At 59.2% G+C, this 4,330-nt stretch carries 7 protein-coding genes and 1 pseudogene; 7 read left to right on the forward strand and 1 reads right to left on the reverse strand.

The window, feature by feature from the left end:
• The 7 genes from BN873_RS20335 to BN873_RS06620 form a co-directional block, all read left to right on the forward strand.
• The coding region (locus BN873_RS20335; protein WP_048671978.1) for a hypothetical protein at positions 1-423 on the forward strand (423 nt) is incomplete at its 5' end.
• 191 nt (positions 424-614) lie between these two features.
• The gene (locus tag BN873_RS06600; RefSeq protein WP_048671981.1) at positions 615-893 is read left to right on the forward strand and encodes a type II toxin-antitoxin system TacA family antitoxin; all 279 of its coding nucleotides are present in this window, start codon (positions 615-617) and stop codon (positions 891-893) included.
• A complete protein-coding gene (locus tag BN873_RS06605) occupies positions 893-1,423 on the forward strand; it encodes a GNAT family N-acetyltransferase (protein WP_048671983.1) in 531 nt (176 codons plus the stop codon). Before BN873_RS06600 ends, BN873_RS06605 begins: the two co-directional genes overlap by 1 nt.
• Positions 1,424-1,721: 298 nt before the next feature.
• Positions 1,722-2,846 carry a PDDEXK nuclease domain-containing protein gene (locus tag BN873_RS06610; protein WP_048671985.1) on the forward strand — a complete coding sequence of 375 codons (1,125 nt, stop codon included), beginning with the start codon at positions 1,722-1,724 and terminating at the stop codon, positions 2,844-2,846.
• Positions 2,843-2,992, forward strand: coding sequence for a hypothetical protein (locus BN873_RS20340; protein WP_171820425.1), 150 nt, complete (start codon positions 2,843-2,845; stop codon positions 2,990-2,992). The genes BN873_RS06610 and BN873_RS20340 overlap by 4 nt, the downstream gene beginning before the upstream one ends.
• A 73-nt stretch (positions 2,993-3,065) precedes the next feature.
• Positions 3,066-3,347: a type II toxin-antitoxin system TacA family antitoxin gene (locus BN873_RS06615; protein ID WP_048671988.1), complete on the forward strand. Its 282-nt coding sequence runs from the start codon at positions 3,066-3,068 to the stop codon at positions 3,345-3,347.
• Positions 3,347-3,844, forward strand: coding sequence for a GNAT family N-acetyltransferase (locus BN873_RS06620; RefSeq protein WP_048671990.1), 498 nt, complete (start codon positions 3,347-3,349; stop codon positions 3,842-3,844). Before BN873_RS06615 ends, BN873_RS06620 begins: the two co-directional genes overlap by 1 nt.
• A 206-nt stretch (positions 3,845-4,050) precedes the next feature.
• Here BN873_RS06620 and BN873_RS20820 read toward each other — a convergent pair.
• Positions 4,051-4,184: pseudogene (locus BN873_RS20820) on the reverse strand (transposase); the annotation flags it as partial.
• Between the last annotated feature and the right edge of the window lie 146 nt (positions 4,185-4,330).

Consider the following 4,330-nt stretch of genomic DNA (forward strand, 5'->3'; position numbering starts at 1 on the left):
CGTATTGCGCTGCATATTGAACTGGTCTGGCGACTGGGCCTCACCCACCGCCAAGCGGCCAAGCTCCAACCCGCGCGTTCGTATCACCACGGCGTCTTTGATGTGCTCTGGGAAACGCCCCGCAACCAGGTCTGGCGCTATTGCATTAACACCGAACCCTTGCAGGCGCTGATGGCGAGGGCAGTGACCCTCGTGCCCGATCCGAACGAATCCGTCTGTCCCCCGCAGCTCGCCCTCACCTGTTGGCTTCGGTATGTCTATGATCTGCCGCGCACGCACTGCCGGATCGGTGCGCCGGGCGAACCGACCCTGCGGGCGTTGCGCGATCCCAGCCCGCCGATTCCTCAGATTCTCGACCGTGAAACCTATCTCCTGGCGCAAGCGGGCTGGACCCCACCCCTCAAATCCGCCACAGGACGCTAATGTGCTGATCTTGGCGCGCTAGGCCCTGCTCCTTGATCCGGCCGCCGTCGTCGCCCTTCAAGCCGGGTGCGTGCCCCGGACTGACAACAATCACTTGGATGTGATTTGTACGCATTGAATACACATATTGATTGACTGATCCCGAATATCCTCTATGATCGAAAAGGGTTTACTACGCTAAAGAGGATGTCATGCCAAGAATTGCCGTTGAGGACAATAGCCGTCTGTCGTTGCGGATTGCAGCGGCCGACAAAGCGGTCTTGCTACGGGCAGCCGCCTTGCAAAATACCGATCTAACGGACTTTATCATCCGGCATGGCGTGAAGGCGGCGCGCGAGGTGATCAAGCAGGCTGAACGAATGCCCCTATCGGAGCGCGATAGTCTGCGAGTGTTGGCGTTGTTGGAGAATCCCCCGCCCCCGAATGAAAAGCTGCTGGCGGCCGCGCGCGCCTTGCCGCCGTCAGTGTGATGGCGCTGGATTGGCGTGAAGAGCCGATTGCCAAGCACCATGACCGGGCAGCTTTCGATTGTGGTGAGGCGGCGCTTAACGAATTCCTGCGTCGCCAGGCGCGCCAAAGCCATGCGCGGGGCAGTGCCAAAACCTTTCTTGCGATTGAGAATGCAGAAGGCGGCACTATCCTCGGTTACTACAGCCTCAGCCCCGCCTCAATCGCCTACGCTCGTGTTCCAGCGCTGATTGCGCGGGGTTTGGGACGTTACGAAGTACCGGTCTTTCGATTAGCCCGGCTGGCCGTTAGTCGCTCGGTCCAGGGTCAGGGACTAGGGGGACAACTCCTCCTTGCGGCAGGTCGGCGTTGTTTGCAAGTCGCTGCGCACGTCGGCGGCGTTGCCTTACTCATTGATGCCAAAAATGAATCCATTGTGCGTTGGTATGAGCGTTATGGTGCCTTGCCTTTACTGGATGCGCCCCAGTCCTTGCTGCTGTCACTGGAGACGCTTCGTGAAGCGTTGAAGGCGACAGGGAATTGTGAGAGCTGACTTTATAAAATTTTCGGTCACCAGGGCCGTTTTTTAACCAAGCTGATGCTGGCTTGACGATTCCTTTCACTGTGCCGCCCGTCAAAGAGCAGAAGGCCATCTGCGAGTGGATCACCGACGAATGCCACACTCGACGAAGCCATCGCCCGCGCGGAACAAGAAAGCAGGCTGACCCGCGAATACCGTGACCGACAGAGTGCCGATGTCGTCACCGGCCAGGTGGGCGTGCGCAGCTGGATGCCCGGCCCGGACCACATGGTGACCGAGAAAGACATCGAACCCGATGGGGAGGAAGACGATGGCGATACATGAACCCGACGTACCCCAACAAGCCGACACCCTGCTGACCGAACTACGTGGCCTGATCGAACAGGCACGAGCGCACGTTGCGCAGACCGCCAATGCGACGCTGACGATGCTGTATTGGCGTGTCGGCCATCGAATCGGCGTGGAATTGCTGAAAAAGGAACGTGCGCCTTACGGACAGGAAATAGTCTCCGCAGTGAGTAGAGAATTGACGCGGGCCTACGGCGCCGGTTTCGGGGCCAAGAATTTGGCCCGCATGATCCAGTTTCACGAGGTCTTTCCTGATGAGGAGATTGTCGTATCGCTGTCACGACAATTGAGTTGGACCCATTTCCTGGCACTGATTCCGCTCAAACAGCCGCTGGAGCGCGAGTATTACGCCGAATTGTGCCGTGTGGAGCGCTGGAGTGTACGCATCCTGCGCGAGCGTATCGCCAGCCAGTTATACCTGCGCACGGCCATTGCCAAGCAGCCGGAGGCCGTGGTGAAGGCCGAAATCAGCCACCTGCGGGCGGGTGGACAGATGACGCCCGACCTCGTGTTCCGCGACCCGTACATGCTGGACTTTCTGGGCCTGCCGCAGGATTACAGCGAGCGCGAATTGGAAGACGCCATCCTGCGCGAAATGGAACGCTTCCTGCTGGAGCTGGGCGTGGGCTTCACCTTCGTGGCGCGGCAAAAACGGATCAGCGTCGGTGCGGACGATTTCTACCTCGACCTGCTGTTCTATCACCGCCACCTGAAACGGCTGGTCGCGGTGGAACTCAAGCTGGAGAAATTCCAGCCCGCGCACAAGGGTCAGATGGAATTGTACCTGCGCTGGCTGAACCAGCATGACCGCGTTGCCGGCGAGGGGCCGCCCATCGGACTGATTCTGTGCGCGACCCAGGATATTGAGCAGGTCAAGCTGATGGATCTGGAGGCATCCAATATCCGCGTGGCCGACTATCTGGCGCACATCCCGGATATGAACGTTTTGCAAGCGCAATTGCACCGTGCCGTGGCACTGGCGCGCGAGCGTACGGCGCAGGCCGTTTTGCCGCTGCCGATGGCCATGACCGAGGCGGCGAATAAAACGCCCAAAACCCGGCGCAAGAAAAAAGGAAGCGACGCATGAAACCCACCGACACCAGCGAAAAGGCGCTGGAGCAACGGATCGTGCCCCATCTGGCGGGCATCAGCGAACACCCGGATATGGCCTCGAACACGGCGGTGGCGTCGGCGGCGGTGTATGCTCCGGGCGGCTATGTGCCGAGCGCTTAAGCATAACGCGGCTGCATACGCATTGTATTGATCCGGCAATTTGCCGTATATCTTGCTTCAAGAGGAGATCCTAATGCCGACGCCACCTGCCACGGCTCGCCTGGAAGCCCGGCTGCCGCCGGATGTCCATGCGCTGCTTAAACGCGCCGCTGAACTCCAAGGGCGCACGCTGACCGATTTCGTCGTGAGCGCGGCCCATGAAGCGGCCCAGCGGACGATTGCCGAAGCCGACGGGATTCGATTATCGCTGATCGATCAAACACGCTTCGCTGAAGCGCTGCTGGCACCGCCCGCAGCCAATCGTGCGCTCAATTGCGCCTTTACTCGCCGTCGTCAGCTGCTTTGTGACGACTGATGGAGGCTCAGTTTCGGATGGTGGCCCTGGAGCGCCACTACGACCGCACGCGCTTTAAGAGCGGTTCCGAGGCACTAGATCATTATTTCCACCACCACGTTCATCAAGACAGTCGCCGGCGCGTGACCGCTTGCTTTATTGCTTTGACGGGCGACTCACAAATAGCGGGTTTCTACACGCTGGCGTCAGCGAGCCTGTTTTTTGGCGATCTTTCGCTGGAGCTTCAGAAAAAATTGCCACGCTACCCAACCGTACCGGCTGTACGGCTGGATCGTTTGGCGGTGGATCAAGCGTTCCAAGGGCAAGGGCTGGGAGCGGCGCTCCTTGCCGATGTTCTGGCGTGCAGCTTAAAAAGCGATATGGCCGCCTACGCCATGGTGGTAGACGCTAAGGACGAAACGGCCGCCACATTCTACCAACACCACGGCTTTATTCAGCTTCTCGCCCAGGAATCAACGCTGTTTTTGCCACTGGCGAGCGTGCGCGGTTTGGGTTAATGCACCAACAGCGCGGCGTAGCCAATCTGGAAATCGGGCGACGGCCTCTGCGTTTTTTTGGGATGCACCGCGCCGCCGTTGGCCTGATGGCGGGACAGGCCCTCGTCCAAGATAACTACAGTGCCCTGCATTTCCAAGGCCAATGACAGGACTGCCAATGGTTTCAAACGATGCGTTGGGCGAGGCGAACTCGAACTATCGTAGTTTTTGAGGTTGGCGACATCGCGCTCAATGGGGTTGAGGTCGGGGCTGTAGGGCGGGAGGAACAGCACCTGGTGCCCCTGCTCGGCGGCGATGGCTTGAGAGCGTGCTTTTTATGGAACGAGGCATTATACCCAATGCGTGTTGAACCTGGCCGTAGCGCTTTGCACCGTATCTCACGGGTCCAGCTAGTGGGCAGCCGCAAAAGTTTTGATAGGTTCAGCTTCGGCTGACGTGGCCAAGTTTTGGGTGGACTCCACGGCAGGATAGAGTCGTTTAAGTTTG

It is taken from the genome of Candidatus Competibacter denitrificans Run_A_D11 (assembly GCF_001051235.1).
Taxonomy (GTDB): Bacteria; Pseudomonadota; Gammaproteobacteria; order Competibacterales; family Competibacteraceae; genus Competibacter_A; species Competibacter_A denitrificans.

What these genes read in the sequence shown, in the direction of transcription:
- BN873_RS06600 (WP_048671981.1), top strand. Translation starts at nt 615, where the DNA reads ATGCCAAGAATTGCCGTTGAGGACAATAGCCGTCTGTCGTTGCGGATT.
- BN873_RS06605 (WP_048671983.1), top strand. Translation starts at nt 893, where the DNA reads ATGGCGCTGGATTGGCGTGAAGAGCCGATTGCCAAGCACCATGACCGG.
- BN873_RS06610 (WP_048671985.1), top strand. Translation starts at nt 1,722, where the DNA reads ATGGCGATACATGAACCCGACGTACCCCAACAAGCCGACACCCTGCTG.
- BN873_RS20340 (WP_171820425.1), top strand. Translation starts at nt 2,843, where the DNA reads ATGAAACCCACCGACACCAGCGAAAAGGCGCTGGAGCAACGGATCGTG.
- BN873_RS06615 (WP_048671988.1), top strand. Translation starts at nt 3,066, where the DNA reads ATGCCGACGCCACCTGCCACGGCTCGCCTGGAAGCCCGGCTGCCGCCG.
- BN873_RS06620 (WP_048671990.1), top strand. Translation starts at nt 3,347, where the DNA reads ATGGAGGCTCAGTTTCGGATGGTGGCCCTGGAGCGCCACTACGACCGC.